The sequence below is a fragment of the Actinomadura sp. NPDC048021 genome, from assembly GCF_040653135.1.
In the GTDB taxonomy this organism is placed as follows: domain Bacteria; phylum Actinomycetota; class Actinomycetes; order Streptosporangiales; family Streptosporangiaceae; genus Spirillospora; species Spirillospora verrucosospora.
In genome coordinates this window covers 80,621-106,833 of record NZ_JBEZJQ010000004.1, presented here as the reverse complement: position 1 = coordinate 106,833, position 26,213 = coordinate 80,621, and the positions used below count along the sequence as shown (strand labels likewise).

Here is a 26,213-nt window from a genome sequence, read left to right as displayed (position 1 = left end):
GAGCTTGCCCAACGCCGAAACCGCAGCGATGTCCGAGCCGCTCGCCCCGCCGTGGGGCTGGCGCGGTCCAGGTATCGGACGCGCCGCGCACGTCGAAGCCGCCCCGGAGTTCCAGGCCACCACCAGCCAAGTCTGCGGTCTGTACCCCTTCACCGCCGGCTCAGGAACACCCACCGCAGGCACTCCCATCGGACGCCACCAACTCTGGGGCGAGGTCGTCTGCCTCGACCCGCTGGCCTGGCTCCGCGAAGGCCTGGTCACCAACCCGGGCATGTTCGTCCTCGGCCAACCCGGCACCGGCAAATCCACCCTCGTCAAACGCCTGGTCACCGGCGCCGTCGCCACCGGCACCACACCGATCATCCTCGGCGACACCAAACCCGACTACACCCTGCTGGTCGAGTACCTTGGCGGCCAAGTCATCCGCGTCGGCCGCGGTTTCGACCGCATCAACCCCCTCGACGCCGGCCCCCTGGACCAGGCACGGCAACGCCTCACCGGCGCCGACGCCGAAACCCTGCGGTGGGAAGTGCGCTCCCGACGGCTCTCTCTGCTGCTGGCGCTGGCGACGCTCGTCCGCGAAGCCCGAATCACCAACGCCGAGGAAGTCGTCCTCGGCCGCGCCATCGACCTCCTCGACGAGCGCCTGGCTCACGACCCCACCGTCGTGGACGTCCTGCGCATCCTGGAACAAGGCCCTGACGAGCTGCGCTCAGCAACCCGCACCGATTCCGCCGAGTCCTACCGTGCCCAGACCCGCGACCTGGTCTTCACCCTCGACCTGCTCATCTCCGGGTCGCTCGCCGGCGTCTTCGACTCTCCCACCACCCGCCCGCTGAACCTGGACGCACCTGCGATCAGCGTCGACATCTCCCGCGTGCGAGCCGCCGGCGACAAGCTCCTCACCGCCGCGATGCTGTGCACCTGGGCCTACGCGTTCGGCATGGTCGACGCCGCCACCGCCCTCGCCGACCTCGGCGCCGCCCCACGCCGCTCCTACCTCGGCGTCATGGACGAACTCTGGCGGGCGCTGCGCGGCGCCCCCGGTCTGGTCGAGCACGCCGACGCCCTGACCCGCCTCAACCGCGCCAAGGGCATGGCCTCCATCATGATCACCCACTCGCTCGCCGACCTGGACGCCCTGGCCACCGAGGAAGACCGCGCCAAGGCCAAGGGCTTCGCCGACCGCTCCGCCATTACCGTTTTGGCCGGGCTCCCGCCACGCGAACTGGCTCGCGTCCACGAGATCACCCCGCTCACGGGCCCCGAACAGCGCCTGGTCACCTCCTGGTCGGCACCCGACTCCTGGCAGCCTGGTGCCCGCCACCCCGGGCGCGGCAAGTACCTCATCAAGACCGGCGAACGCCTCGGCATCCCCGTCGAGCTTTCCCTCGTCGGCCCCGAAACCGACCTCTACGACACCGACCAGGCCATCCGAGGTGTTGGATGACACGAGCGCTGGGGCCGCGGGCATCGCTGTGGGATTCCAACGCCGGTGCCGGATGGCTGGTGCTGGCCGCCTGCTGGACACCCATTGTCGCGCTGGGGGTCGTGTGGCTCGCTGCCAAGCTGTGCGCCGCCGCCACGGGCGGGACTGTCATGCCCTTCGGCTCCGATTTCGCGATCGCCCTCGCCAGGGGCAAGACCAGCACCACGTGGCCGGGAACACCGACACCGCTGGTCCTTCTCATCCTCGCGCTCCTGGTTACCGCATTGATGAGCGGCGCTTGGGTGGTCTGCTCGCGCATAGCTGCGCGCCTGCCCCAGCCTGGAGATGCTGTCGCCGCGCTCGCCGACAACCCGGGCCTGAGCGCACTCCAACCCGACGCGACCGCACGCAAGGCCATCGCGCTGAGACGTTCGCTCGCCAAGTTTGCCCCAGAAGAGTTGGACCGGGACGACATTGGCCTCGTCCTGGGCGACGTCCTTCTCCCCGGCGAACGTTCTGGCCCGACGTTGTTCGCCTCGTTCGAGGACACCGTGGTCGCGTTCATGGCACCGCGGTCGGGCAAGACGACCACCCAGTCGATCCCGCACGCCCTCTCGGCGCCGGGCCCCGTCATCGCGACCAGCAACAAGGCCGATCTGTGGTCGGCGATCGCGACCGTCCGCGCCAAACGGACCGGCGGGAAGATCTGGCTGTTCGATCCGCAGCACATCACCTATCAGCCGCAAGACTGGTGGTGGAACCCGCTCGCTGCCCTGTCCACCGTCGAGGATGCCCACCGGCTTGCCGGGCACTTCGTCCTCACCGTCGACGACGGCCAGAAGAGAGACCTGTGGGGGCCCGCCGCGCAAGACCTGCTGTGCGCCTTGTTCCTGGCCGCGGCGACCTCCGGCCGTTCGCTTCATCATGTGGCGCAGTGGCTGGATGAGCCGGCCGTCCCCACGCCGATCGAGCTGCTCCAGAAGGCCGGGTTCCAGCTCATGGCCTCCTCACTCAAAGGCACGCAGAACGGGGCCGTTGAGACGCGGGACGGCATCTACCAGACCGCTCGGACGGCGGCCAAGGCACTGCGCGACCAGGAAATCCTTGCCTGGGTAACCCCCGACCGCGACCTGCCGGTCTTCGACCCGGACGCGTTCGCGAGCTCCCGCGACACGCTGTATCTGCTGTCGAAGTCGCTCTCGGCGGCGGCTCCGCTGATCGCCGCGCTCACCGACACCACCATGCGCGCCGCCGAGCGCCGCGCCGAACAAGCTGGCGGACGCCTGGACCCGCCGCTCATCGTCACGCTGGACGAGGCCGCCAACATCTGCCGCATCGCCGACCTCCCGCAGCTCTACTCCCACCTCGGCTCGCGCGGCATCATCCCGGTCACCATCCTGCAGAGCTACGAGCAGGGCGTCACCGTCTGGGGTGAGCCCGGCATGGCCGCTCTGTGGGGCGCCGCAACCCGCAAGCTCATCGGCGCCGGCATCGACTCGCCCCGCCTCGTCCGCGACCTGGCGACCCTCATTGGCCAGCACGACGTGCCCGTCCGGTCCATCACCTACAGCGAGGGACGCGCCAGCGAGCAGATTTCGCTGCGCCGCCAGGACATCCTCGAAGCCGCCGACATCCGCGCCCTGCCCACCGGCACCGCGCTACTGCTCGCGACGGGCACCAAACCCGCCCTCATCCGCCTGCGCCCCTGGTACGCCGGACCACACGCCGCAGCCATCAACACGGCGATCAAGACCGCCGACGTTGCCATCGCCGACGCCGCCCGCCGCCATTACCACCGCGGCACCAACTGATCCCCCCGTCCGAGAAAGGCCCTTGCATGCACATCTCGAAGGCTCTGGAGGCTCCATGTCCCACCCCGAGTCCCACCCCGACGCGCCACGCACGAACGGCCGGCGTCTCAAGCCGCTGTATCCGGATGTCACCGCCTGGGTGACCCAGCACTTCATCCCGATGTACCGGCGCACCCTCGGCGGCGAATTCCGCTGGTGCTCCGAATGGTGGCGGCACGGCGAAGCCATCTCACGCCTCACCGCCCTGTGGTTCTCCTGGGAGGCGATGCGGCTGCAGGGCGCCACCGGCATGGCCCTGTGGTACCGAGACCACCTCGACCACCAGATGCCCGTCCTGCTGGGACCGCGCGGCCCCTTCTACCAGTGCACCGAGAACGAGCATCTGGCCCCGCACCAGGCACGCATCATCCCGGTCCCAGCCTGGTGGCTGGGCGTCGACCAAGACGACCTCGCCGCGGCGGACGCATGAACTCGTCTCGCACGCTGCGAACCGCCGGCTGGAGGCCCGCGTGACTGGACGCATGGCCGCCGCTGCCCTGGCGCTGGACGCCTACGAACAGCACCTGTTCGGGGAGCTCGCCCATGGGCCCCGCAACGACCACGCAGAAGCCGAAGGGCTTGTGCACGCCCTGGTCGTCGACCTCATCACCTACGGCGAAAGCAACCGCCTGGACGTCATCGACCTCCTGGACGCCCTCGTCCAAGCCCGCATCGACCGTGGCGGGGACCTCATCAACCCTCGCTACAGCTTCCGCCTCAACACCGAAGTCCAGTTCCGCGACAGAGGCGCCGACGAGCACCGCGGATTCATCACCGAACTGAAGTCACCCGGCTCCAGACAGGACGCCGAATGCGTCCTGCGCGTCCCGGGGCTCATCGACCCGCAGCACACCATCACCTCGCAGCTTCAACCGGCTATCCGGCTGGCCCCTGTGCGGACTCGTACCTGCGGAATCGTCTTCTCCGCACTGGAGGCCGAAGACACCATCATCGAGATCCTCGGTGGCCTGACGAGCAAGCCGGACACCGCTCCTGCTCCTGAGGTGCTCGCGGATCTGGACGAGCTGGCCACCGCCCTGGCCACCTGGTCCGGCACGACACCCCAAGGGGTCCTGCACCACCTCCGCTACCAGGCGAGACTCTCCCCGCCATTGTCGGATCACCGCTCACCAGCCGCTCGCCGCGCCGCAGCAGCATTCCCGAACGGCATCGCCGCCAGCCTGGCCGGCGAGCAGCTCACCACGTCAGCGGCCCACCGGCCCAAGCCGCCAGACCCGAACCCGCCTCTCCGCTTTACGTGATCGGCCCTACCCGCCCAGTTATCCGGAGGTACTAGATGCGCGAACATGAAGAGGCAGTCGCCAACGCGCTCGACACCTACCAGCGGCAAGTCCTGCCCGACAAACTTCCCAGCCACCGGGCCGACCCGTTGCTGGCCGAGTTGCTCAGCAAGTCGCTCCTCGATCAACTCGTCCGCTACGCCGAGCGCCGGGACCTGAAAGTGAACGACACCTTGGCTCTGCTTCATCAGGAACGACTCGACCGCGGCGGGCGCGCCCACGACCCGGTCGAACGCTTCCGGCTCGCAAGCGAAGTCCAGTTCCGGCAAGAGCCCACCGCCACAGGGGCCAAGCCGCGGTTTCCGCTATGGCGCGGCTTCATCACCGCACTGGCAGCCTCACCAAACGGTGGCGCACAGTGCACGGTCCGCGTGCCGGGCATCCACCAAGGTCTACACGTCACCGCATCCGAGCTGGAACCGGCCGATCCGTTTCCGCCACTCTCCACCCGAACGGCTGGTGTCGTCGTCAGTGCCCGGGGAGCCGAGTCGACGATCATCGACATTGGCGTCCGGCTCAAGCGCGCCGCTGCCAGCGGCCTCGTCGCCGACGAGCAGGCGCTCACCGACCTCGCACAGCTGACCATGAGACTGGGGACCTGGTCCGGCGGCCAGCCCGACGCAATCATGCGTCACCTCCACGACCGCATACTGGCCGCCGTTCAGAAGCCGTCCCAGCCAGGACGAGGACGACCTGCAGCGCGGCTGTCCGCAAGCGAGTTCCCCCAGGGCCCGACTCCCTCGCCGTCACCCGACCAACCGCCCAGCACAAGGCCCAGCCCAGACAACCGGCACAACCCACGCAAGCACCACCCCTAAGACCCACCGGCGCCTCCCATGCCACCTAACTCGAACCCTTGGAGGCCATATGGCCGAAGCCGGCGCCGAAGAGTTCGCCGAGTTCGGAGCCGCAGCCTTGGACTCCTTCCAGGCCCTCTTCGAGGAGACCGAGCATCTCGACCATCGCAGCAACGACGTACACGCCCGAGAGCTCCTCGGCGACCTGCTGATCGATCTGATGCACTACGCCCAGCACCGCGGGCTGGAGTTCAACGACGTCCTCGCCCAAGCCAACGGTCACTACCTCAGCGAACGCAACAGCTCCAACGTCTACGCCATCGGCTCGGTCGTCCAGCTCGAAGGGCCGGCCGCCGACGAGGCAGCTCTGCTCGGTCGACCGACCAGGGGCGGCGTCACCGGAATCTACGTCCCTCATGACGGTCCTACCGAGTACTACGTTCGTTTCCTGGGCGAACCCGGCAGCCACAGCATCCTCGCCACCGAACTGGCAGGAGCGCCGACCTTCCCGGACACATCCACCACAAAGGGCATTATCAGTGACCCCTTCTTGGCTGAAGGCGCCCTCGTCGAGGTGATGACCCAGATCGCGCGAGCCGACCTCAACGGCGTCCCACCGAACCAGGACGACCTCAACGATCGCCATGTCCTGCTGGATGCCCTAGTGGCCTGGAGCGGTATGGACACTCGTGACGTCACCGACCTGCTCCTGGCTCAGGTGGAACAACGACTCACCACGTCCCAGGTCGAGATCCCAGTCGCGGACACAGCGCTCAGCCCCGGCCGACTCGCAGCACAGGACTTCCCGATACCGCTGGAGCAAGGACTCGCAGAGCACCGCCCTGGCACCCGCACAACTCCTCACCCCACCGCCTCCGCCAGCAGGCGCACCGACCGCCATCGATAGGGCCGCCGCCACCTGCGGAAACTCATCGCGAGACGCGCTTCCATCGTTGGCATATTGATCATGAGCAACGATGGCTGTTGTCAGTGCTTTTAGACACACGCCTTGGAGATGGGCGTCAACAACCTGGAGGTTCCGCTGAAGTACTTCTTCGACTACGCCGCCCGCCAGATCAAGACGGCCGACTCAATCCCCGCGCTCCTCGCAGCCGCATTCATGGGCATGGAACTGATCGAGCGCGCCACCACCGTCCTGGCCCAGACCGCACCCGAGGACGCCTACCAAACCGCACTCGCCGAGGCGAGCGACGCTTGGTGGGCCCTGGTCGACGCTCCCACCCTCACCTGGCCAGACCGCGCTATCTCAGACACCGACGTATCAGACCTCGCCGAATCCATCGCCGCCTTGGTGATGGTCGTGGCCGAAGCCATCCTCACCGTCGCTTCCAAAACCACCGACCCAGCCGATCGAGTGGCCTGTCTGAGAGCCGCCCACCACGCCGGCAACGTTCACGCGGCAATGAAGTAGGACCCGTGCCTCACTACACCAAGCGCATCGACCGCGCCACCCACGCCCTGACCGCCTACGAACAGGAGGCCTTCCCAGGCAAGCCTTCGCTTCTGCAACGCGACCCCTTCTATACCGAGGCCTTGCTGGCAGCGCTGGTCTGCGATCTGGAGCACTACGCCAACCACCACGGCATCAGCTTCTCCGGCGTCGTCAGCACTGGCCGCGCCCTTAACGCCGAAGAGGCCTCCGAGGACGCCCCCTACAAGCCTGGCGACCAGGTACGCCTCACTCGCCAGTACAACTACTGCGGAACCGTCATCGGCTGGCAAACCACAGGCTCCGACAACGAGACCTCCTACCTCGTCACGATCCCCGGCATCCCCTACATCTATGCCGAGGCGGCCACGCACCTTGAACCCGCGCCTGCGTTCCCACCGACCGAGACAATCCTCGGCACCGTGCGCTATCCCGACCAAGCCGAACAGCTGTACTTCAACATCGCCAAGCAGCTTCCGAACGCTCCTGAGGCAACCCGCCTCAAGCTAGAAAACGACCGCCAGCGGCTGCTGGCCGCATTGAGCTCCTGGAGCGGAATCTCCGGGTCCCGGATCCACAACGAACTCGCCCCGCGCCCGACCGCGGCCAGATTCCAACAGCCCGATACCCGTGCAGCCGCCGCGGACTTCCCCACCGACATCAACCACAGACTCACCGCAGCACCACCGGACGCACCCGACCACAAGCAGCCGCCTCCCTCGGCCCAGGGCTCAACTCCCACCGCATAACCACCCGGCTGGAGCATCCCAAGGCTCCGAATAGCCCATCGCATCGCCGCTGCAATCAAAACCGTGCCGCCGCCGCCCGGTCGGCACACGGGCCAACCCAGCCGTCCACCCGGAGGACACCGCAATGACGAACGAACGCCAGCACCAGGACGTCCGCCAAAGCTGGTTCACCGAACTCCTCAACAGCGCCCTCAACGACCTCGCCCACGCCGAACGCGTCATCACCGCCTACGCCGCCCAATCACCCGACGGCTTCATCGCCTGGGGCATGGCCGAGGGTGAAGCCGTCCAAGCCCACCAGGCACTTCGCCAAGCCCCATCCCTGCGCGCAAAGCTTCCCGCCGACCACACCGGCCAGAACGCGACCGCTGACGCCCTGTTCGACCTCGCCCGAAAGACCTCCCAGAGCCTCGTCCGGGCCGCGGAACTGGCCAGCGACCCCGACGACAAACTGGCCTGCCTCCAAGCCGCCCTGCACGCCGGACGCCTACGCGACGCACTCCGGTAGCCGCCCATGGCCACGTTCGGGGAGATGACCGCACTCGCCAACGAACACCTCACCGACCTCCGAAACCAGCTCCACCTGGCGCGCTTCGAAAGAGACATCCGCAGTCGCACCGCCGTGCCCGAACTGGCACGCCTCGCCCACGTCCTCGCCCGCTACCACAACGAGATCGCTGACGGCTTCGGCGTCCCTGACCCGACCGGTGCCGGCGTAAGGGTCGGCGCCCGCCGCGCCAGCAACCTCATCAAGCAAGCCGAACACCTCCTCGGCCCACACCCAGACACCGAAACCCCACGGTCGGCCCTGGCTCAAAAACTCCGCGCCACCTCGATCGCTCTGGGCTGCGGTCTGGACCTGCTGTCCACCCACTTCTCCGCAACCCATGACCATGCGACCTCGGCGACCGCAAGCGTGATCGCGTCTGCTGACAGCGCCCGCTCGCTCCTGCGACAGCTCAGCGTTCACACGTCCACCGTCGGGCATCTTGCCAGGCGCACTCCAACGCCCACCAACGAGGCCGGCGTTCTGCTCTTAAAGGCCGCGCTCCTCTCCCACATCTACAGCGAGAACCAGACCTCACCGCCCATCACCGCCGTACAGCCCCTGCACACGCCGGGCCGCATCCCCCCTGCGGTCGGCGAAGACCTCACACAAGCCCTCGCCGGCATTGGCGCCAGCATCCAACGGCTAAGCAACCCGCAAACCAGTACCTCGGTAACCACCTGGCGCTACCTCGCGCGAGCAGCCGCCATCATCTGCGACCTCGACTCGAAAACCGTCCACCAACTGATCCACCGAATCAACGAACTGAACGAATATGACCGCCTACCCGCCCTCAAGCAGGCCGCAACAGACATCCAACGCACTGGTCGCACTTGGAGAACCATCATCCGGCGCTGGGACGAGCACATCGGCCACTACGGCCACCCCGCCAACGGTCCGGCCACCGACGCCAGCGACCTCATCATCCGCCTGGGCCGCCTCATACACGCCGACCCGGCGTGGACACCAAGCCCTCATTCATCCAGCCGACTAAAACCACCCCACGAACTCGCCCCCGACCTCCACCACGCAGCCGCCCTCGCCGTAACCACCCTTAAAACCATCGAAGCCTGCAACAACCTCGCCGCACACCACCACGCCGCCATCAACGACGCAGCCACAATAGGCGCAGTGAACCGGCACAAGAAATACCCAACCCACCTACCACGCGTGCCAGGATCAGTGCGCGAACTATCAACCCGCTACGACGCCGCCAAAACCAAAGGCAGTCAGGCAATCACAACACTAGCCCAAGCAATTCAAGACCTCACCTCCCCGCACTCCGTCCCGCAGGAAGTATGCCTAATAATCCGTCGAGCGACCAATTTCCACGAGCAAAACCAGCCCAAGCTGGCCGCAGTCGACTTCCCAGCCCCACTCGCCAGGACTCTCACCAGCTCGAACAACTGCATGAACGTTTCAACCAACCCCCCTTCTTCACAAGTTAAGCGAGACTATGGGCACCCAAGATGGTGACATAGGCCTACCACCGCCCCGCGAACCAGAAGCCGTGGAGATACATTAATTAGCCGCAGGAAATGATTTACCCGAAACGAACAAGACAGGCCGCACAACAGCACCAAATCACCGGACGCCGATTAGGCCACCAGGTACCACTAACCCCGTTCCCGCCGGTCAGCACGAAGGGGGCCACGGTCATGGAAGGTTCACCAGTGCGGGTCTGGCGGCAACCAAGGCGCCGTGCAACATGGCAGCATCCCCACGTCTGCGGTGAGCGGTAGGCGGCGGACCGACTCGTTCGTGGCGAGGTAGGGACCATCGCCCGCGTCCGCGGGGAGGACAGCCGATGCACTGCCCATCTGGTTCTCCTTCGGAGACCATCCCCGCGTGCGCGGGGAGCACGGCGTCATCAGCGGGGTCTCAGCGGTGAGCGTGGGACCAACCCCGCGTGCGCGGGGAGCACCGAGTCCCGGCCGAGCGACTTCGATCTGACGTGGGACCATCCCCACGTGCGCGGCGAGCACTAGCCGAACCGGACCCCCTTGGAGGAGTCGGCGGGACCATCCCCGCGTGCGCGCGGAGCACAGCTGCCGTCCCTCGTTACTGAACTTCCACACGGGACCATCCCCGCGTGCGCGGGGAGCACCCTGCGTCCGCTGGGGGTGTCGTGGCATGTCGGGGACCATCCCCGCGTGCGCGGGGAGCAGTCGAACTCGATCGAGGCCAGCTCGCTGATCTCGGGACCATCCCCGCGTGCGCGGGGAGCACTCTGCTGACTCACGTCCTGCCTCCTTTTTGGGGGGACCATCCCCGCGTGCGCGGGGAACACAAGGCCGCCATGCACGACGGCATGGAAGGGCTGGGACCATCCCCGCGTGCGCGGGGAGCACAGCATCCACCCGCTCGCCGTCGGCGTGCTGGTGGGACCATCCCCGCGTGCGCGGGGAGCACTGACAGGTGGGTGATCAAGGGCGCCGCGCCGTGGGACCATCCCCGCGTGCGCGGGGAGCACTTCCCGACCGAGTTCGCCGGCGCGAGCGTGGTGGGACCATCCCCGCGTGCGCGGGGAGCACTCTAAGAGCAACGGGCATTGCTGGGTTCTCGCGGGACCATCCCCGCGTGCGCGGGGAGCACGTAGGACCACCATGGTTTCTGAGCCTGCTCTCGGGACCATCCCCGCGTGCGCGGGGAGCACGCTTCGGCGCTGCTGGTGGCGGGGGCGTGCGTGGGACCATCCCCGCGTGCGCGGGGAGCACTCCCCTGATCTCCATTACCGGGGGGTCCTTTCGGGACCATCCCCGCGTGCGCGGGGAGCACTGGCAGCGGCTCACCACGCTGGCCGAGCAGGAGGGACCATCCCCGCGTGCGCGGGGAGCACTTCTTCGGCGGCGCAGGTCTGAGCGGTGGACGGGGACCATCCCCGCGTGCGCGGGGAGCACTGCGGCGCGGTGAAGGTCGCCATGTAGACCTCGGGACCATCCCCGCGTGCGCGGGGAGCACAAGACGCGCGTGTCCGACGGCGCGATCGCCCAGGGACCATCCCCGCGTGCGCGGGGAGCACAAGGTCTGCACGTTGCTGATGGCCGGGCTGCCGGGACCATCCCCGCGTGCGCGGGGAGCACGACACAGTCTCCAACAGGGGAGGAGTCTTCAGGGGACCATCCCCGCGTGCGCGGGGAGCACCAGGGCGTAAGCCCAGAGGATGAAGCGTTTCTGGGACCATCCCCGCGTGCGCGGGGAGCACCTCGTCGCCGAGGGCGAACTCGATGCCTCGCCGGGACCATCCCCGCGTGCGCGGGGAGCACGTCCCCGCGGTGTGTGAGGCGTGGGCGTTCCCGGGACCATCCCCGCGTGCGCGGGGAGCACGACCGCACCGTCAACGGTGGCTGTCCCGACATGGGACCATCCCCGCGTGCGCGGGGAGCACACTCCGCGACCTGGGCTCTTAGCGTGGTGCGGGCCTGGTTTCGAGCACTTCTAAACAAACAGACATACAGGACTTTCCGCGAGTTGCGTGGCGTCAATGGAGTTGCCTGCGCCGACTGCATCGGGCCAGCGCTCACAGGTCCCGCGGCTGGCACATTCACTCGGTTCCGGCGGAGCTGACGCAGCAGTGCGATGATCTTCATGGTACGCGGTGGCCCATGGTCGGGGTATCAACTCGTGCCATCGGGGGTGGCCGGATCGTCCTAGGTCAGCCCGCGATCACCGGGCCTTTTCGCTCCCCGCGCACGCGGGAATGGTCCATTGTCACCACTTATTGCCGCTTTCTACTCCCGTGCTCCCCGCGCACGCGAGATGGCAAGTCGACGCGCGCGGCGCCGACTGTTGGGCTTCCGGTGCGCTCGGGCGCGGGCATAGTTCTGAGCCATTGACACGTGCCTCGCCCGCATTGTCAGTGCGGCTGCGGCTGATCATCAAAGGTCATTAGTTCCCTCTGTTGATAGCGGCGATACAGGCGGGCCAGGGCGTCGAGCGGGAGTAGGGGCCACCGGGTGACGGTGCCAGTGGACTTGTCGATGACCAGGGTCATGGCAGTCTCGACGGTCGGGATCGGGGGTGGTTCAGGGATCGGAACCGAGATAGGGATGGCCTGGTAGCCGTCCTCGAATTCTCGAATGTGGATGAGGATCGGGACGTCGCCGCGGTGGGGCAGGCGGAGGTGGGCGCGGCGCCAAGCCTCGGCAGTGTCCAGGGGATGTGAGGTAGCTGGTGTTAGAGAGTTCGCGCAGAGTGGGGCGAGGTAGAGGTCAGCACCAGGGACCCCTGTCGGCTGGCTACCGTCGTTGCAGGTTGGCTTCGCGATTTCTAGCGCTGTTGTCAGCGCTTGCGCAGTGGAGCAGACCAGGTCTTGGGCCTGGCGGAGGAAGTCGAGAGTGGGGGCGTCGAGTTGATTGGCGGCGTCTGGGCGAGCGAGGAGGCGATCGATGGCGGTGCGGTCGGCTCGCTCGGCGAGCATCCGGGTCTTCTCGGCGCTTCGCCGCAGTAGAGCAAGGCGGTCGGCTTCGGTAGGCATAGGTACTGGTCCTGGGTGCTGTTGTGGGCCGGGGACGCGGCGAACCGGGGGTGGCGCCGCATCCCCGGCGTTGGGTCCCCAGGCGGTCGGGCTGCTCGAGCTATCAGGCAGGGGATACCGAGGGGTGAGTTTCGTGATGGCTGGTGATGCGCTCGGCGGTCTCTTGGAGGTCGATCAGTGATTGGCGGGTGTAGCGGTGACCGTCGTGCCAGGTGAACGTCTTGGACCCGATCCAGATGCTCAGGCTTCGGGTGCTGAGGACGGTGGCTCCGCTGTCTTCCCTGCGGTAGGAGGTCGAAATGCCGCGGGCTTTGAGTGCGTCGGAGAGCTGACATGCCGCCAGCGTCGGCGTAGGAGCTTGATCGATCATCTGCCAGGGGGTTGGTAATGCGAGGGTGAACCAGACACACTTGCCGGGCGCCGCGGTGAGGCGTGACCGGGTGAGGTGGGTCCCGGTGCCGGCGGAGACGGCCGCGACGATGGAGAGCCCCTTGCCGTGCTCATCGAGCAGCTCGGCGTCGCGGATGACTGGCCAGGTCTCTCGCTGTGTGTCGAAGATCGAGACGACCAGTTCAGGAGTGGGACAGATGCGTGCCCAGATCCAGAGTTCCTGCTCCGCCGCGCTGACGCGCCCGGTCGGGGACGCATAGGTGTAGGCATTGGTAGCTAGCTCGGACACTGCGAGTTCACCGTCCTCGATCTGATCTGAGGCGAAGCCCAGCGGGCGCATTGTCGCAGCGAGGAGAGAGCGTGCCTGGGAGGCGGTACTCGCGTCACTGGGGAGGCGGAAAGCGCACGCTCCGCCGGCTGGGATGTCGGTCGGTTCGCCCGTCAGCACCTGTCTCTCCCCCTTTCAAGCCAAGGGTTGGAGTGACCGTCTCGGCCCCAGTCGGTGGCTCCGGTCCCCTCCCGACCGGGAATCGGTTGAGCGTCAGAAGCTTCACGAGCCACGAGCGGGGTTGAGCTGTGGTGGGAGGCGTGACGGGAGGGCGGCCGTAGCCGGTGATGCTCCGGCGTAAGGGGCGCCATGGTCGCGAGATATCGACTCAGGTCCTCCGGCGAGCTCTGCTCGATCAGCCGAGGCTCGCCGTTCTCGGTACGGACCAAGGCCCAGTAATTGCCTGTGTACGCACCGAACCAGATCGCGGTGTGAGGGTACCGATGGCCGAGTTCGGCGACAGCCTGGGCCGGGCCTCGATCAACCGTCCTGTATGGCACGGACGCCGTGAACCGAACAGACGTATGGCCATGGCGCCGTCCGCCGTCAGGCCCGTTTTTCGTGGCGTGAGCGATCACCGGGCCGGGTGTTGTATTCGTTCGATCATGCATGGGTCGGAGGACCTCCACTGTTCGATCAAGGCCGCGGCGGATGATGCCCGCACCGCGTCCGAGGTCGCACCACTCTCGCTGAGGGCTTCAGCCGGATTCGACCGGAAAAGATCAGCGGGATCGGCTTCTTCAGATTTGATTCAGTCGCTCTGCGTGGTTGGCCGAACACAGCACAGCATGCACCTGGAATCTGTGCCGCACAAGTGTGCCGACCAAAGTAAGGACAGCTTGTCTCTTTTGTCAGAGACGTCCCTACAGGCCTGTGGGAGGTTAGAGCTTCAGGGGCCGGAGGGGACTTGCGCCGTATAACTTGTGCCAGGCATGAAAGGAGAGCTCCATGCCGCAACCGCGGGTCACGACAGTACGTATGCGCCGACTCGGCACCGAGCTTCGCAAGTTGAGGGAGAGCGCCGGATACACGATCGAGCAGGTCGCTGAACACCTTGAGTGCTCACCCTCACGGGTGAGTCGGATCGAGACCGGCAAGGCACAGCCGCCCAAACAGCGCGAGCTTCGCGACCTGCTGGAGTTGTTCGGCGCGTCCGATGCCCGGATCCAGGACGCCCTCCTCCAACTTGCTCGGGAAGCGGCACAGCCGGGTTGGTACAGCGAATTCCAGGACGTCTTCCCGCCGCACTTCGGCTCCTACATCGGCCTGGAGAGCGAAGCCACTGAGCTGCGGCATTTCGACAACCAACTCGTCCACGGCCTACTGCAAACACCCGAGTACGCACGTGAGGTGTTGCGGACAACTCTGCCTGGCGAGGCACCCAAGACCATCGACCGACTCCTGGAGCTCCGCCTCGCCCGGCAACAGCTCCTCGACCGTGCCGCCCCGCGGTTCTCTCTATGGGTGATCCTTGACGAGAACGTACTGCGCAGGCAGATCGGGGACCCTCAGGTGATGCATGAGCAGATACACCGGCTCCTCGAAGCGATCAAGACTCCCAACATCACTTTGCAGGTCCTACCCTTCGCTAAGGGTGCGCACGTCGGGCTCGACGGGCCGTTCTCGCTACTCGGCTTTCCCGAACCCACCGACCCGGACGTCGTATACGTCGAGAGTCAGGCCGGCAACGCCTACCTGGAGCAACCGCATCAAGTGAACCGCATGAACACCAAGTTCAACCTGCTGGTGGCATCGGCACTCGACCCCCGTGAAACGGCGTCCTTCCTGCGCAGCGTCGAAGAGGAGATTCAATGACTAATCAGCCCCCCTCCCCCCTCCCCTGGCGCAAGGCGACCGCCAGCCAGGGCAGCCAGGGCTGCGTCGAACTCGCTCCCCTCCACGGAGGTATCGCTGTCCGCGACTCCAAGGACCCCGACGGCCCAGTGTTCCTTCTGAACCGCGATGGATGGCGCCAACTGGCCAAGATGGCTAGCCACGGAGAGCTCGACCTCTAGCACCAGCGCATACAGAGAGCACCGTTACTCGTCCGCATAGGGTGGCCGCGTTCCGCAAAGTCCGCGCGACCAGGTACCTGTCGTGCTGATCACGTGCCGGGCCTCCAGGAGCGGGTCGCGTCGTCCAATAGGAGGTGGTCGCCGTCCCAGTAAAGGCTTTGATCCGGACGAGACGGCTAACGGGAAGCTGGTAACGCTTTTCGTAGACCGTCAGGTAGTCGACGACGTGGGCGGCGGGCGGGTTGCGGAGGTGCTTTGAGGGCGGCATCGGCCAGCCGGGCAGGGAGCTGCAGTGGCGGCGGGAAGAGTCGAAGCGAGTCTTAGGCGTGCGGCCAAGCCCCGCCAGGCTGGTCTGGGGCATAGAAGATGACAAGTCCAGTTCGGCGCGACGGACGTAGTAACCGACGGCGAATCCGGGGCGGAGTGAGACGAGGATGGGGGTCACGCCTGCTCTGGCGCGGCCTTCAGTTCGGCGGTGAGTTTCTCGATGCGGCCCCGGATCTCGTCGCGGATGGGGCGGACGGCGTCGACGCCTTGGCCGGCGGGGTCGTCGAGCTGCCAGTCGAGGTAGCGCTTGCCGGGGAAAACCGGGCAGGTATCGCCGCAGCCCATGGTGATGACGACGTCTGAGGCCTGGACGGCGTCGATAGTGAGGACCTTGGGGATCTCGGTGGAGATGTCGATGCCCTCTTCCGCCATGGCTTGGACGACGGCGGGGTTCACCTGGTCGGCGGGCTCAGACCCAGCGGAGCGGACTTCGACCCGGTCGCCGGCGAGGTGAGTGAGGTAGGCGGCGGCCATTTGGGAGCGTCCGGCATTGTGGACGCAGACGAACAGCACACTGGGCTTGTCAGGCATCAAGGCTCCGTTGCGGGTCGAGGGTGGTGAGCAGGTCGGTGACGAGCAGGTCGATTTCGTCGCGGATGCGGCGGATCTCGTATAGGGGCTGGCCGGCAGGGTCAGGGATGCTCCAGTCCAGGTAGCGGACGCCGGGCAGGAAAGCACACGCCCCGCCGCAGCCCAGCGTGATGACCAGGTCGGCGGCGCCGACCAGCTCGTCGGTCAGCGGCTTGGGGAAGTCGGCGGACAGATCCACGCCGATCTCGGCCATGACCTCGACGACGGCCAGTTCCAGTTCGGCCTTCGGTGCCGTGCCTGCCGAACGTGCATGCACACGGCCTTGTCCGCGGGCTATGGCGAGCGCCGCCGCCATCTGGGAGCGTCCGGCGTTGGCGTCGCAGACGAACAGCACCTCGGGGACCGGTTTGGCGAATCGGCCGTCGGCCTGGGCAAGGGCGGTGAGCCGCTCGGTGGCGAACCGCTCGGCCAGGACCACCAGGTGAGCGCCGATGCGCGAGGTGGAGTGCAGCTGCTGGTAGGAGTCGATGACCAGACGCTTCACGGTGTCGACGGAGACCAACCCATGGGAGCGGGCGGCCAGTCGCACGGCGATGCGGTCGAAGACGGCGCGGTCGACGGTCGCGCTCATCGTCGGCTCTCCAGCCGTTCGGGCGCCTTGGAGAAGCGGCGACGCAGCCAGAGCGAGACGTAGACGAGCCCGACCAGCACAGGTACCTCGATCAGCGGCCCGACGACGCCCGACAGGGCTTGGCCGGAGGTGACGCCGAAGGTTCCGATCGCGACCGCGATGGCCAGCTCGAAGTTGTTCCCGGCGGCGGTGAACGCCAAGGTCGCGGTGCGCGGGTAGGACAGCCGGACGCCCCCGCCCAAGGCGAACGCCCCGCCCCACATCAACGCGAAGTAGACCAGCAGCGGGAGCGCGATCCGCGCGACGTCGCCCGGCTGGGACGTGATCGTCTTTCCCTGCAGGGCGAACAGGATCACGATGGTGAACAGCAGCCCGTACAGCGCGACCGGGCCGATGCGGGGAAGGAATCGCGACTCGTACCATTCGCGGCCGCGGGCCTTCTCGCCGAAACGCCGGGTGAGGTAGCCGGCCAGCAGCGGGACGCCGAGGAACACCAGCACGTTCACCACGATCTTGCCGGTGGAGAAGTGCAGGTCATTGGTGTCCAGTCCGAGCCAGCCCGGCAGGACCTGCAGGTAGAACCAGCCGAGCACCCCGAACGCGACGACCTGGAACACCGAGTTCAGCGCGACCAGCACCGCCGCGGCCTCCCGGTCGCCGCAAGCCAGGTCATTCCAGATGATGACCATCGCGATGCAGCGCGCGAGCCCGACGATGATCAATCCCGTGCGGTACTCGGGCAGGTCGGGCAGGAAGATCCAGGCCAGCGCGAACATCACGGCGGGTCCGACCAGCCAGTTCAACACCAGCGAAGAGACCATCAGACGGCGGTCGCCGGTGACGGTGTCGAGCCGGTCGTAGCGCACCTTGGCCAGCACCGGATACATCATCACCAGCAACCCGAGCGCGATCGGCAGGGAAATTCCGCCCGCCTCGACCTTGCTCAGGGCGTCATCGAGTCCGGGAACGGCCCGTCCGAGGCCGAGGCCGATCGCCATCGCCATGATGATCCACACCGGCAGGAAGCGGTCCAGGGTCGACAGCCCTGCCACGACCTTGGGCTCGTTGTGATCGGCGGTGGCGTGCTCCGATTCGATGCTGGTCAAGTGCAGGGCCTCTTCCGCTGTTCGAGATTGGCCAGTCGTGCCGCCTCGGCCAGGCGAGTCAGCTGGACGGCCAGGCCGTCCAGGGCCTCTGGGCGCAGCCGGTAGTAGGTGAAGCGGCCACACGGCTCGGTGTCCACCAGCCCTGCCTCGCGAAGCGCGCGCAGGTGGTTGGAGATGTTGGTCTGCCTGGCCCCGGTCTCCTCGACCAGGTGGCAGGTGCACAGTGCCTCGCCGGCGAGCAACGAAACGATCCGTGCTCGCAACGGGTCTGCGAGCAGTCGCAGCACATCATTATCAACTGACATCATCACAAACTGATACGTTAGCAGGCGCTGACCTCCACAGGCACGTGCGTTCGGTGAGGGAGGTTCCTGTGCTGAACTGCGCGTCGCTCGGTTCAGGCCTGTGGCCCTCACCGTCGACACTTGGTCAGGAGGTGGTTCGGCGCGTGGTCTGGTCGCGCAGATCGTCTGGCCTTGCACCAGGAACACTGCCGGTGGCCAGGGCGGCGGCGAGGACTGCGGTGGCCGCGAGTGCGGTGAACAAGGTGGGATAGCCGCCCAGGGCGACGGCCAGAGCGGCACCGGCGGCGGGGGCAATCGCGCCGGCGATGGTGACTGGTGCAGCCATGACGCCCGACAGGGACCCGTAGACGGCTGTGCCCCACCGGTCAGAGACAGCGGTTGCCTGCAGAAGCGTGGCGATGCCGCGTGTGGTACCGCCCAGGACGGCGACGGCGATGAGCAGTGGCACAGGGCCGGGCAGCACCGCGAGTGCGGTGGTGGTGACGGCCGAGCCGGCCAGGATGCAGACGGTGCGGGTGCGGACGCCGAGGCGGCGGGTCAGGGTGGCGTAGCCGAGGCGTCCGGCGACTTGGCCGATACCACCGAGGCCGAGCGCCCAAGCGGCGACACTGCTGGAGGCGCCGCGCGAGGTTAGGAGCGGGATGAGGTTGGTGAGCACGGCGTACATGGAGAACGCCGACAGGGTGAGCGCAGCGGTCATCAGAAGGAACGGTGCGCTACGTGCCACCGTGCTCACCTGGTCGCGTCCGATCCTGGAGGAGCGGTCGGTGTCAGGCACGTGAGGTGGTGGCCATGGACGACGCAGGGCGAAGTAGTGCAGGGGGATGGTCACGACGGCAAGGACGACGGCGAGGACCAGGTAGACGGTTCGCCAGGACATCTCCGCTGCAAGGGCATTGGTCAGGGGTGCGAAGACGGTGCTGGCGAGCCCGGCGACGAGGGTCAGGGTGGTCAGCGCCCCGAGGTGACGGGGTGCGTAGTAGCGGGTGAGCGCGGCGAAGGCGGGTTGGTAGAGCACGGCGCTCATAGCTGCACCGGCCAGCATCCACGCGGCGACGAACCCGAACAGGTTCGGGGCTGCGGCCATGCCGAGGACCGCCAGTACGCCCAGTAGGGAGCCTCCGGTCATGAGCAGCCGGGGGCCGTGCCGGTCGAGCGCTCGCCCGATGGGATGCCGCCGAGGGCTGCCAGGACGAGTGCGGCGGAGAACGCCGCGGTGATGGCACCGGTCGACCAGCCGGTGTCGTGATTGATGTCAGGGGCCAGGACGGGAAAGGCGTAGTAGAGGATGCCCCAGCTCGTGATTTCGGTGACGCACAGCGCGATCAGAGGGACGCGGGTGACCGCACCGTTGGCGGTGGCGCTGCTCGGGCTGCTGGGAGCGGTGGTGTCGGTGCCGGCGACGGGATCGTCCGTCGCCGGCACCGGCTCTGGCGTCGATGGTTCGTGAGGCACCGGTCAGTTGTCGCCGCGTTCGGTCTCGCCGGAGTAGCCGTGGACGCTTCCGGTCGCAAAGCCCAATCCGGCGGGAGCGCCGATGCCGATGGTGACTGGCTCGGGCGCCGATCCACCGCAGCACGATCCGCCTCCCGCTTCGCCTGCGGTGACCGCGGCCGGTGTCTCGGCGGGCTCGGTGTCGCAGGAGGTCCCGCAGCCATCGCCCGCAGCGGCGCCGGGCAGCTGGTCCTCAGTGATGAGGTTGGTGGAGCAGACGCCGGTTTCGGGGAGGTCGAGCTCGACGGCGTCGGCCGCGGCACGGTCTCCAGCGAGCGCGGCGACGACGGAGCGGACCTGCTCGTATCCGGTGGCCATTAGGAAGGTCGGGGCGCGGCCGTAGCTCTTCATCCCAACCAGGTAGAAACCAGTCTCGGGATGGGCGAGGTCGCGTTCGCCGTGCGGCGGAACGGTGCCGCAAGAGTGGAAGTTGGGGTCGATCATCGGCGCGAGCCGCACGGGCGCCTCGGTGGCCGGGTCGAGTTCAGCCCGGACTTCGCGGAGCATGTCCAGGTCAGGACGGAAACCGGTGGCCGCCACCAGGGCGTCGGCCTCAATGACGCGCTCGCCGTCCGGGGTCACGCCGATGACCTTCACAGGACCGGCAGCCGGGCCGGCGTTGGGGCTGGCGAAGCCGGTGATGGTGAAGCTGCGCACCAGTTCGATCTCGCCGCCTTCCACAGCGGCCTTGAGACGGGTGCCGAGCGCGCCACGGGCGGGGAGGCCGTCGGCGTCGCCGCCGCCGTACAAGCGGGCGACCGAGGCGCTGCGCACCCCCCAAGTGATGCGGGTGCCGGGAGCGGTCTTGGCGAGTTCGGCGAGAGACAGCAGCGTGTTGGCGGCCGAGTGGCCCATGCCGACTACGAGGGTGTGCTTGCCGGCGAAACGGTCGCGGTCACGGCCCAGCACGTCCGGCAGCGGTCCGGTCAGGTAGGGGCCGGCCTGGTCCTCGCCGGGAGCTGGGAGGCCGGAGTGGCCGAGCGGGTTGCTGCGGCCCCAGGTGCCCGAGGCATCGATGACGGCGCGGGCGGTCAGGTCGGTGACGGTGCCATCCGGTCCGATGGTGCGGACGAGCAGCGGCCGCTCGTCGCGTCCGACGGTGCGGGTCACGTCCACGCCCTGGCGGGCCACCGCGACCACGCGGGTGCCGGTGCGAATCCGGACGGCCAGCTCGGGCACCTCCCCCAGGGGCGTCAAGTAGTCGCGGACCAGCTCGGCGCCGGTCGGCAGCGTCTCCGGATCGGGCAACGTCCACCCGGTGGGCTCCAGGAGACGTCGTGCGGCGGCGTCAGTGTCGTACCGCCACGGTGAGAACAGCCGGACGTGCCCCCAGTCGGAGATCGCCGCCCCGACGCTGTCGCCTGCCTCCAGTACGAGGAATTCCAGCCCGCGTTCGGCCAGATGCGCGGCGGCGGCGAGGCCCACCGGCCCTGCACCAATGACCACCACAGGCAGGTCATGGGCACCGTCCTGGTCGTTGACGCAGCCGCAGCCGGCATCGGTCTTCGCTTCGAGCACGGTGATCGCCGGGTCCAGCGACTGCTCGGTGTCACTGCAGCAGCTGCTGACACCGCAGCAGCTGCCTACGGCGTCGCCGTCGGTAGGCCGCGGAGCCTCGGTGCTCTCGCTCATCAGTTCTCCTCGCTGCGTTGCGTGGTCGTCAGGATGGACTTCGCCAAGACTCGTCAGGGGTTAGAGCCGGGCGCGGTGGGCCGCCGTGCTGATCCGGTCGCGGTGGGCGGCAGCGCGGCAGGCGCTCGTGCAGACTTCGCTGCGGTCGTCGCTGAAGGTGATCCGCTCGCTCGCGCGGACGGTCTGGGCGGCGATCCGACTGAACAGCGTCTTCATCCCCGACTCCTGATTAGATGGACTTCTAAGTAGCCGCTAGTTTGCCTTGCTGCCTAGATAGATGTCAAATTAGAGACATGTCTAACTTGATGGATCTGGAAGACGTCACCGCCCCGGCGTGCTGCGCTCCGCTCAGCGGACCGGCGCTGGGCGAGGACGATGCCGCAGAGCTCGCAGGAGTGTTCAAAGCGCTGTCGGACCCAGTGCGGCTCCGGCTGCTGAACATGATTGCCTCTGCTGACGCCGGCGAAGCGTGCGTGTGCGACCTGACCGGCGCCTTCGAGTTGACCGCCCCGACCATCTCCCACCACCTCAAGGTGCTCCGCCAGGCCGGGCTGATCGACGGGGAACGCCGAGGGACCTGGGTGTACTACCGGGTCGTCCCCGAGCGCCTTACCCGGCTCGCCGGCCTGTTCACCCTGCCCCATCTCGCCTCGGCTTGACCCTCTCCCGAGGGCTTACGTGCATTTGCGGAGCCTGCCGAGGACGTGACGGGCATCTGCGCCGACGCCGCGCAAGGTGGCAGATGCGAACGAACGCTGCCACTCCAAGCCGACGTAGCCCAAGCCTGGATGGGTGGTGGAGATGCCGCCCCGGTGCAGCGGCCGGCCCTCGTCATCGAGGGCGCCCAGCGCGTCGAGGTATGCCACGCCGGGACGGAACCCCGTGGCCAGCAGAACTACGTCGACGCGATCGTGCACCCCGTCCTGCCACACCACGTGATCGCCGTCCAGGCTGGTGAACATGGGGCGGCGGTCTGGATTGCCGGTAGCGATCCGCGCCCGGTAGGTGCCTGTGTCGAACACCGGTGTCCCTTTGCCGCCGGTGAGTAGCGGACGCGCCCACCCAGCCGCGTCCAGGCCGGTGCGCTGCAGCCACAGGTGCATGTCGACGCCGAGCACGCGCTGCGCCATGAATCGCAACGGATGCCGGGTGGCCAGCGTGACGCGCGATTGTGCGGCCAACTCGATGGCGATCTGAACCGCAGAGTTGCCGCCACCCACGATCACGACCCGCTGTCCGGCGAATTCCTCGGGCCGCCGGTACTGCGACGAATGAAGCACTCTGCCGGTGAACGAACCCAGCCCTGGCAGTTCGGGACGGTACGGGCGACTGAACGCTCCGGTCGCAGCGATGACGATCGGTGCGGTGAAACTGTCTCCGTTCTCGGTCGCGACCTCGAACATCCGCCCGCGCGCCGTGGCGGCCTCCGCAGCGACCTTCGCCACGCGGTGACCGGTCCGAACATCGACGTCGAGCCGTTCGGCGTACCGGGCCAGGTAGGCGATGACCTCATCGCGGGTCGGGTAACCGTTCGGGTCGCCAGGAAACGGAGCGCCTGGCAGGGCGCTGCGGCGGGCCGGAGAGAACAGCGTGAGGCTGTCGTAGTACCGCGGCCATGACCCGGTCGTCGACTGCGCGGCTTCCAGGACCAAGGGGCTCAGGCCGAGCCCGCGGGCGACCTGGGCAGTGGCGAGACCGGCCTGGCCGCCCCCGATGATGATGGTGTTAAAACGCTGAGGCATGGGCTCAACATAACATCATTTCATGAAATGTTAATATGTTGCCCTGAGGTAGAGGAGGAACCGGTGCCTGACCAGGCCACAAGCAGCTCGCTCCCCGAGCCGGAGTTCAGCTGCGGAGCCGTCGTCGAGCCTCCGAGCGAGAAGCTGCGCGAGTTCCTCAAGGGCCTGGCCAGCGAGCAGCGACAGCAGATGCTCGAACTGTTCGCAGGCGGTGTTGAGCTGACCGTCGGCACCGTTGCCGAACGCCTGGGCGTCGGCCAGTCCAACGCCTCCCAGCAACTCGCGGTACTGCGCCGCGGCGGCCTGCTCACCTCCCGCAAGGACGGCAAGCAAGTCCGCTACCGCGTCGACACCCACTCGGTAGAGCGATCCCTCACCGAACTCCAGGCCTACTTGCGCACTTGCTGCCCACCCCAAGAAGACAGCACGGTCGACGGGTGAGTCCGCGACGGCGGTCGGTCATCTGTCTGAGGAGAGGGTGGAGCACTTCACCTTCCTCCGGCCGCCAGCCCGTTGAGGTCGGGCGACATGTGCACTGCTCGTTCGAGCACTTGTGCGGCCAAGGAAAGCAAGCTGGGTGCTGGCAACACGGTGTTGGACGGTGCCGGGTTGGCGGATGTTACGGGCGGGTGGGTCGCCGAGCAACCGTTGGCATGGACATCAGCTTGATGAAGCCGTCGTCCTTCGACAGTGGTGCTAGGCGGGCAGGGTCGGGCAGCTGCGCGGCATGCGTTGAGAATTCGCTGTCGTGTGTGACCTCCACAGTTGTCACCGCGGGAGACGACAGTGAGATGACGACGACTTGGCCTCGCTGGCCGCTCGGGAGCTCGCGGACGTCTGCGGCGCCGCCGTAGTAGGTGATCAGGACACGCCGGGAGACTGTCTGACGCCGTAGGAAGGCGCGTGTCTGCGCCAGGCCTTCGGTCAGCTCCAGGCCGGGGATCCGATCCTCTTGCAGAGTGTCGATATCTATCCCGAGCAGTCGCCGCGCGTCTGGTCGACTCAGGACGAACTCGGTGGTGGCTCCGGCCCGACTACTCAGGGTGTCCATGACGAGGCGGCGGGCGGCGTCCTCGGCTGCTGGGCCCTCAAGGGACTCCCCCGTCGTGGTGAGCCGGACATTCTCAGGCGGGTCGGCGGGGTCCGGTGACGTCGGTTTGGACTCCGGCCGCGGGCGTCGTTTCTGCAGGCAGAGCATCGATTTTGCCGCCGAGAGGAGGGGCCATCGGTATCTGCTCCGGGAGGCAGCAACGCCGAGGAGGACGACTAGTGCACAGGCTCCCGTCCCAATGATCGCCCACGGCCGGCGGCCGTCTTGTTGTGTGCGTGCGGTTGGGATGGCCGTGTGGGCGGACGGGCCAGCGGGCGCCGGTTCAGGCTGGAGTGTGTTCAGCTGCTTCTTGGCGGTCGGTGCCTGTGGTCCTGGTGGCAGCTGGCCTTGCGTTCGATCCGGAGGCTGGCTGCGGCCGGTAGCACTGGTTGTGGGTGCCTTCCCGGGCGGCGTCGGGGTCGACTTGTGCTTCTTGGAAGGTTGGCGACGAGGCTTCGAGGTCTGGTGGCGGGGCCGTATGGACGCCTTGGGCATGGAGTCGCGGAAGACGTCGCCCCAGTCGGGGTCGCGGCCGGTCTTGAGGCTTCGCAAGACTTCCTTGCGAGCCCGGCGGCAGACCTTCTTCTTGTCGACGTACCTGCTGGCGATTGGGCCGATCGGAGCACATGTCGCCACATGCTGGACAGCGATCGGGCCAGTGTTCTGATGCTGAGCAAGCGATGCGGCAGTACAGAGGAGGACGGCGGAACTGACGAGGGATGGGCCTAATAGGCTCGCTGCTCTGCGCCTTCGGGCTTGTGTTCGGCTCTCGCGACCTGGATTGCCTCGGCCTCGCCGGAGCAGGCCGCTGGCGGCTGCGGCGTCACGCATTCGGGCCTCGGCCGCGGAGGTTGCTGCGGGAGCCGCCGAGTGGTGGTCTATATCCAGGCTTCCGTGATGAGCCGGGCGAACGTGGGTGGCTGATCGGCCATCTCATGGCTGCGAAGACTGCGACGGGCCAGGCGAGGACGGTCGCGCAGCAGATCAGGTTGATCAGGATGATGTAGCCGATGTCGTCGGCACCTCGTATGAGCGCGATGAGCGTCGGCAGGACAGCGAGGAACGCCAGGAGCCCGATCAGTCCGAGCCAGAAGAACGCGCTGCTCTGGATGGCGATCATCATCTTCCCTTCGGTTAGAGGTTCCGCCGGCGGTTGCGCTCGGGGATCTGGGGCTGGGTCCGGCGAGCGGCTGGGGCGTCGAAGGGTTGGTTCGAGCTCATCTCCAGTGCCTCGTCGATGGAGAGAGGGAAGCCCTCAGCGGCCCGCTCCACGTCCGAGCCCCGACTGGGGTCCGGCCCAGGGGTCGCCGGGACGGCCTTGAGGATGATGTGTTCGGGCAGGTTGGTCGTGAGCTCCAGGATCGTGCGCAACTCTTCAGGCTGAGGCTCACGTCCCTGAAGGTTGAGGCTGGTCCTCAGCTTGTCCGCGATCTGGCTTGCGCGCAGTTCTTGCCGGACTTCCTCCCACTCGCCGCGGTCGGGCCCGTGGGCTCGTGCAGCCCATTCGGCGCCTGTGCCTTCGTGCAGTTCTCGTTGTTGGGGCCCAGGGTCGCCAGGGCGAACGTTTGGATCCCGCGTGAAGAAGGGTGCAGCTTGGGCCATGGCGTCGAGCGAGTCCATGCCTTCACTGCGGAAGCGGTCGTAGTGGCTCATGCCATGCGGATGAAGGCGGCGGAGCCGTTCCTCGCATTTGCGCACGGCGAGGGCCGCCGAGACGTTCCCCGAGGCGTACGGGACGGCGGCTCCCCATGCCTCGGCTACCTTGAGCAAGTTCGCCTGGCGGAGCCATTCGCTGTCGTGGGCCCGCCCCCAGCGCGATCGGGCCTCGGACATCGCTGCCCTTTGAGCTCTGGCCTCTTCACGCTGAGCCTGTTGGTCCTGAGCCTGCTGGACGACCTTTAATTGATGCCGGCGATGGGCGAGCGCTTGTTGAACTCCGACGGCTGCGGAGACGACCTGGACGAGGCGCTGTCCGCCGTGCTGGAGGCCTTCGTTGATCGGGTCAGGGTGTTGCTGGTTCAC

27 protein-coding genes and 1 CRISPR repeat array are annotated in these 26,213 nt (G+C 67.3%); of the genes, 14 read left to right on the top strand and 13 right to left on the bottom strand.

What is annotated here, in order from left to right; genetic code table 11:
- Positions 1-4: 4 nt before the first annotated feature.
- From AB0C87_RS08595 to AB0C87_RS08550, 10 genes are all read left to right on the top strand, one after another.
- Positions 5-1,450 (top strand): hypothetical protein, encoded by a 1,446-nt coding sequence (locus tag AB0C87_RS08595; protein WP_360576964.1) that lies wholly within the window; start codon positions 5-7, stop codon positions 1,448-1,450.
- Positions 1,447-3,240: a TraM recognition domain-containing protein gene (locus AB0C87_RS08590; RefSeq protein WP_360576963.1), complete on the top strand. Its 1,794-nt coding sequence runs from the start codon at positions 1,447-1,449 to the stop codon at positions 3,238-3,240. Before AB0C87_RS08595 ends, AB0C87_RS08590 begins: the two co-directional genes overlap by 4 nt.
- A 55-nt stretch (positions 3,241-3,295) precedes the next feature.
- The gene (locus AB0C87_RS08585) at positions 3,296-3,709 is read left to right on the top strand and encodes a DUF4913 domain-containing protein (protein WP_360576962.1); all 414 of its coding nucleotides are present in this window, start codon (positions 3,296-3,298) and stop codon (positions 3,707-3,709) included.
- Positions 3,710-3,749: 40 nt separating this feature from the next.
- Positions 3,750-4,541 (top strand): hypothetical protein, encoded by a 792-nt coding sequence (locus AB0C87_RS08580; RefSeq protein ID WP_360576961.1) that lies wholly within the window; start codon positions 3,750-3,752, stop codon positions 4,539-4,541.
- Between the two features lie 35 nt (positions 4,542-4,576).
- A complete protein-coding gene (locus AB0C87_RS08575) occupies positions 4,577-5,398 on the top strand; it encodes a hypothetical protein (protein WP_179848120.1) in 822 nt (273 codons plus the stop codon).
- Between the two features lie 49 nt (positions 5,399-5,447).
- The gene (locus AB0C87_RS08570) at positions 5,448-6,284 is read left to right on the top strand and encodes a hypothetical protein (protein ID WP_360576960.1); all 837 of its coding nucleotides are present in this window, start codon (positions 5,448-5,450) and stop codon (positions 6,282-6,284) included.
- 102 nt (positions 6,285-6,386) lie between these two features.
- Entirely contained in the window at positions 6,387-6,809 is a 423-nt protein-coding gene (locus AB0C87_RS08565; RefSeq protein ID WP_360576959.1) for a hypothetical protein, read from the top strand.
- Between the two features lie 5 nt (positions 6,810-6,814).
- Positions 6,815-7,576, top strand: a complete 762-nt coding sequence (locus tag AB0C87_RS08560; RefSeq protein ID WP_179848117.1) for a hypothetical protein — start codon at positions 6,815-6,817, stop codon at positions 7,574-7,576.
- 124 nt (positions 7,577-7,700) lie between these two features.
- Positions 7,701-8,084 (top strand): hypothetical protein, encoded by a 384-nt coding sequence (locus AB0C87_RS08555; RefSeq protein WP_179848116.1) that lies wholly within the window; start codon positions 7,701-7,703, stop codon positions 8,082-8,084.
- Between the two features lie 24 nt (positions 8,085-8,108).
- Positions 8,109-9,599: a hypothetical protein gene (locus tag AB0C87_RS08550; RefSeq protein ID WP_360576958.1), complete on the top strand. Its 1,491-nt coding sequence runs from the start codon at positions 8,109-8,111 to the stop codon at positions 9,597-9,599.
- Positions 9,600-9,896: 297 nt separating this feature from the next.
- Positions 9,897-11,511: direct repeats of the CRISPR family, unit length 29 nt; unit sequence GGGACCATCCCCGCGTGCGCGGGGAGCAC.
- Positions 11,512-11,979: 468 nt separating this feature from the next.
- Here the strand turns inward: AB0C87_RS08550 and AB0C87_RS08545 are convergent.
- On the bottom strand, positions 11,980-12,600 hold the full coding sequence (locus AB0C87_RS08545) for a hypothetical protein (protein WP_360576957.1): 621 nt from the start codon (positions 12,598-12,600) through the stop codon (positions 11,980-11,982).
- Positions 12,601-12,703: 103 nt separating this feature from the next.
- Positions 12,704-13,438, bottom strand: coding sequence for an ATP-binding protein (locus tag AB0C87_RS08540; RefSeq protein WP_360576956.1), 735 nt, complete (start codon positions 13,436-13,438; stop codon positions 12,704-12,706).
- An 828-nt stretch (positions 13,439-14,266) separates the two neighbouring features.
- Between AB0C87_RS08540 and AB0C87_RS08535 the strand changes: the two genes are divergently transcribed.
- Together AB0C87_RS08535 and AB0C87_RS08530 are read left to right on the top strand one after the other, a co-directional pair.
- Positions 14,267-15,133, top strand: a complete 867-nt coding sequence (locus AB0C87_RS08535) for a helix-turn-helix transcriptional regulator (protein WP_360576955.1) — start codon at positions 14,267-14,269, stop codon at positions 15,131-15,133.
- Positions 15,130-15,333: a DUF397 domain-containing protein gene (locus AB0C87_RS08530; RefSeq protein ID WP_360576954.1), complete on the top strand. Its 204-nt coding sequence runs from the start codon at positions 15,130-15,132 to the stop codon at positions 15,331-15,333. The genes AB0C87_RS08535 and AB0C87_RS08530 overlap by 4 nt, the downstream gene beginning before the upstream one ends.
- A gap of 441 nt (positions 15,334-15,774) precedes the next feature.
- Here the strand turns inward: AB0C87_RS08530 and AB0C87_RS08525 are convergent, their stop codons facing one another.
- The 8 genes from AB0C87_RS08525 to AB0C87_RS08490 all read right to left on the bottom strand — a co-directional run bounded on the left by AB0C87_RS08525 (position 15,775) and on the right by AB0C87_RS08490 (position 21,575).
- Positions 15,775-16,191: an arsenate reductase ArsC gene (locus AB0C87_RS08525; RefSeq protein ID WP_179848110.1), complete on the bottom strand. Its 417-nt coding sequence runs from the start codon at positions 16,189-16,191 to the stop codon at positions 15,775-15,777.
- A complete protein-coding gene (locus tag AB0C87_RS08520; RefSeq protein WP_360576953.1) occupies positions 16,184-16,822 on the bottom strand; it encodes an arsenate reductase ArsC in 639 nt (212 codons plus the stop codon). The genes AB0C87_RS08525 and AB0C87_RS08520 overlap by 8 nt, the downstream gene beginning before the upstream one ends.
- Positions 16,819-17,919 carry an ACR3 family arsenite efflux transporter gene (arsB, locus tag AB0C87_RS08515; protein ID WP_360577139.1) on the bottom strand — a complete coding sequence of 367 codons (1,101 nt, stop codon included), beginning with the start codon at positions 17,917-17,919 and terminating at the stop codon, positions 16,819-16,821. Before arsB ends, AB0C87_RS08520 begins: the two co-directional genes overlap by 4 nt.
- A 5-nt stretch (positions 17,920-17,924) precedes the next feature.
- Positions 17,925-18,236, bottom strand: coding sequence for a metalloregulator ArsR/SmtB family transcription factor (locus AB0C87_RS08510; RefSeq protein WP_246396272.1), 312 nt, complete (start codon positions 18,234-18,236; stop codon positions 17,925-17,927).
- A 121-nt stretch (positions 18,237-18,357) separates the two neighbouring features.
- Positions 18,358-19,362, bottom strand: coding sequence for an MFS transporter (locus AB0C87_RS08505; protein WP_360576952.1), 1,005 nt, complete (start codon positions 19,360-19,362; stop codon positions 18,358-18,360).
- The gene (locus tag AB0C87_RS08500; RefSeq protein ID WP_360576951.1) at positions 19,359-19,688 is read right to left on the bottom strand and encodes a hypothetical protein; all 330 of its coding nucleotides are present in this window, start codon (positions 19,686-19,688) and stop codon (positions 19,359-19,361) included. The genes AB0C87_RS08505 and AB0C87_RS08500 overlap by 4 nt, the downstream gene beginning before the upstream one ends.
- 3 nt (positions 19,689-19,691) lie before the next feature.
- Positions 19,692-21,359 (bottom strand): FAD-dependent oxidoreductase, encoded by a 1,668-nt coding sequence (locus AB0C87_RS08495; protein ID WP_360576950.1) that lies wholly within the window; start codon positions 21,357-21,359, stop codon positions 19,692-19,694.
- 60 nt (positions 21,360-21,419) lie between these two features.
- Positions 21,420-21,575: a hypothetical protein gene (locus tag AB0C87_RS08490; RefSeq protein WP_360576949.1), complete on the bottom strand. Its 156-nt coding sequence runs from the start codon at positions 21,573-21,575 to the stop codon at positions 21,420-21,422.
- A gap of 89 nt (positions 21,576-21,664) precedes the next feature.
- On the opposite strand from AB0C87_RS08490, the gene AB0C87_RS08485 reads away from it, so the two are divergent.
- Positions 21,665-22,018 carry a metalloregulator ArsR/SmtB family transcription factor gene (locus AB0C87_RS08485; protein ID WP_360576948.1) on the top strand — a complete coding sequence of 118 codons (354 nt, stop codon included), beginning with the start codon at positions 21,665-21,667 and terminating at the stop codon, positions 22,016-22,018.
- A 15-nt stretch (positions 22,019-22,033) separates the two neighbouring features.
- Here the strand turns inward: AB0C87_RS08485 and AB0C87_RS08480 are convergent, their stop codons facing one another.
- Positions 22,034-23,101 (bottom strand): NAD(P)/FAD-dependent oxidoreductase, encoded by a 1,068-nt coding sequence (locus AB0C87_RS08480; RefSeq protein WP_360576947.1) that lies wholly within the window; start codon positions 23,099-23,101, stop codon positions 22,034-22,036.
- 63 nt (positions 23,102-23,164) lie between these two features.
- Here AB0C87_RS08480 and AB0C87_RS08475 point away from each other — a divergent pair, with 63 nt between their 5' ends.
- On the top strand, positions 23,165-23,542 hold the full coding sequence (locus AB0C87_RS08475) for a metalloregulator ArsR/SmtB family transcription factor (protein ID WP_360576946.1): 378 nt from the start codon (positions 23,165-23,167) through the stop codon (positions 23,540-23,542).
- Between the two features lie 1,472 nt (positions 23,543-25,014).
- Here the strand turns inward: AB0C87_RS08475 and AB0C87_RS08470 are convergent.
- Together AB0C87_RS08470 and AB0C87_RS08465 are read right to left on the bottom strand one after the other, a co-directional pair.
- Positions 25,015-25,314, bottom strand: coding sequence for a hypothetical protein (locus AB0C87_RS08470; protein ID WP_360576945.1), 300 nt, complete (start codon positions 25,312-25,314; stop codon positions 25,015-25,017).
- A gap of 11 nt (positions 25,315-25,325) precedes the next feature.
- Positions 25,326-26,213: a hypothetical protein gene (locus AB0C87_RS08465; RefSeq protein WP_360576944.1), complete on the bottom strand. Its 888-nt coding sequence runs from the start codon at positions 26,211-26,213 to the stop codon at positions 25,326-25,328.